Annotated in this window: 1 rRNA gene (only partly in view); it reads right to left on the bottom strand. The window is 56.8% G+C overall.

From position 1 onward, the window contains the following. Nucleotides 1-6: 6 nt before the first annotated feature. Nucleotides 7-2,434 (bottom strand): 23S ribosomal RNA (locus tag ACTWPT_RS59435) (it continues 674 nt past the right edge of the window).

The following is a 2,434-nucleotide window of genomic DNA, read 5'->3' as shown; positions in this document are numbered from 1 at the left end:
TGCTTTGTGGTCAAGTCCTCGGCCTATTAGTACCGGTCAGCTCCACACGTTACCGTGCTTCCACCTCCGGCCTATCAACCCCATCGTCTATAGGGAGCCTTACCCACTCTCATGGTGGGAGACCTCATCTCAAGGCGAGCTTCCCGCTTAGATGCTTTCAGCGGTTATCCCTTCCGAACGTAGCCAACCAGCCGTGCACCTGGCGGTACAACTGGCACACCAGAGGTTCGTCCGTCCCGGTCCTCTCGTACTAGGGACAGCTCCTTTCAAGTCTCCTGCGCGCGCAGCGGATAGGGACCGAACTGTCTCGCGACGTTCTAAACCCAGCTCGCGTACCGCTTTAATGGGCGAACAGCCCAACCCTTGGGACCTACTCCAGCCCCAGGATGCGACGAGCCGACATCGAGGTGCCAAACCATCCCGTCGATATGGACTCTTGGGGAAGATCAGCCTGTTATCCCCGGGGTACCTTTTAGCCGTTGAGCGACACCGCTTCCACATGCCGATGCCGGATCACTAGTCCCAGCTTTCGCTCCTGCTCGACCCGTCAGTCTCACAGTCAAGCTCCCTTGTGCACTTACACTCGACACCTGATTGCCAACCAGGCTGAGGGAACCTTTGGGCGCCTCCGTTACTCTTTAGGAGGCAACCGCCCCAGTTAAACTACCCACCAGACACTGTCCCCGATCCGGATCACGGACCAGAGTTAGACGTTCAAAACGACCAGAGTGGTATTTCACCAATGACTCCACCCGAACTAGCGTCCGAGCTTCCCAGTCTCCCACCTATCCTACACAAGACGCTCCAAACGCCAATGTCAAGCTGTAGTGAAGGTCCCGGGGTCTTTCCGTCCTGCTGCGCGTAACGAGCATCTTTACTCGTAGTGCAATTTCGCCGGGTCTGCGGTTGAGACAGCGGGGAAGTCGTTACGCCATTCGTGCAGGTCGGAACTTACCCGACAAGGAATTTCGCTACCTTAGGATGGTTATAGTTACCACCGCCGTTTACCGGCGCTTAAGTTCTCACCTTCGCCAACTTACGCTGACTAAGCGGTCCCCTTAACGTTCCGGCACCGGGCAGGCGTCAGTCCGTATACATCGTCTTACGACTTCGCACGGACCTGTGTTTTTAGTAAACAGTCGCTTCCCCCTGGCCACTGCGACCACCACCAGCTCCGGGCGCAAAGCCCATCACCAGCAGAGGTCCCCCTTCTCCCGAAGTTACGGGGGCAATTTGCCGAGTTCCTTAACCACAGTTCACCCGATCGCCTTAGTATTCTCTACCTGACCACCTGAGTCGGTTTAGGGTACGGGCCGCCACAACACTCACTAGAGGCTTTTCTCGGCAGCATAGGATCATCCACTTCACCACAATCGGCTCGGCATCACATCTCAGGATACATACGAGGCGGATTTACCTACCTCGCTCCCTACATGCTTACCCCAGGTCAACCATCGCCTGGGCTGGACTACCTTCCTGCGTCACCCCATCGCTTACCTACTACCCGATCGGATCGAGCGTTCACCCTGACGGCCATCCCGAAGGACAACCCGAGCTAAGGACTCTTAGCATCACGAGGTTCAATATGGGCGCATTGAAGCGGGTACGGGAATATCAACCCGTTGTCCATCGACTACGCCTGTCGGCCTCGCCTTAGGTCCCGACTTACCCTGGGCGGATTAGCCTGCCCCAGGAACCCTTGGTCATCCGGCGCGAGGGTTTCTCACCCTCGATTCGCTACTCATGCCTGCATTCTCACTCGCACAGCCTCCACAACTAGATCACTCTGCTGCTTCACCGGCTGCACGACGCTCCCCTACCCATCCAGTACAAGACTGAATGCCACGACTTCGGCGGTGTGCTTGAGCCCCGCTACATTGTCGGCGCAGAATCACTTGACCAGTGAGCTATTACGCACTCTTTCAAGGGTGGCTGCTTCTAAGCCAACCTCCTGGTTGTCTCTGCGACTCCACATCCTTTCCCACTTAGCACACGCTTAGGGGCCTTAGTCGGTGATCTGGGCTGTTTCCCTCTCGACTACGAACCTTATCGCCCGCAGTCTCACTGCCACGCTCTCACTTACCGGCATTCGGAGTTTGGCTGACGTCAGTAACCTTGTCGGGCCCATCGGCCATCCAGTGCTCTACCTCCGGCAAGAAACACGTGACGCTGCACCTAAATGCATTTCGGGGAGAACCAGCTATCACGGAGTTTGATTGGCCTTTCACCCCTACACACAGATCATCCCCCAGGTTTTCAACCCTGGTGGGTTCGGTCCTCCACCCAGTCTTACCTGAGCTTCAACCTGCCCATGCGTAGATCACTCCGCTTCGGGTCTACAGCATGCGACTCAAACGCCCTCTTCAGACTCGCTTTCGCTACGGCTCCCCCACACGGGTTAACCTCGCCACACACCATAACTCGCAGGCTCATT

This window comes from Nonomuraea sp. 3N208 (assembly GCF_052245935.1).
Classification (GTDB): Bacteria; Actinomycetota; Actinomycetes; order Streptosporangiales; family Streptosporangiaceae; genus Nonomuraea.
Note: the sequence above shows the minus strand (reverse complement) of the source record. Positions and strands in the feature narration are given on the sequence as shown.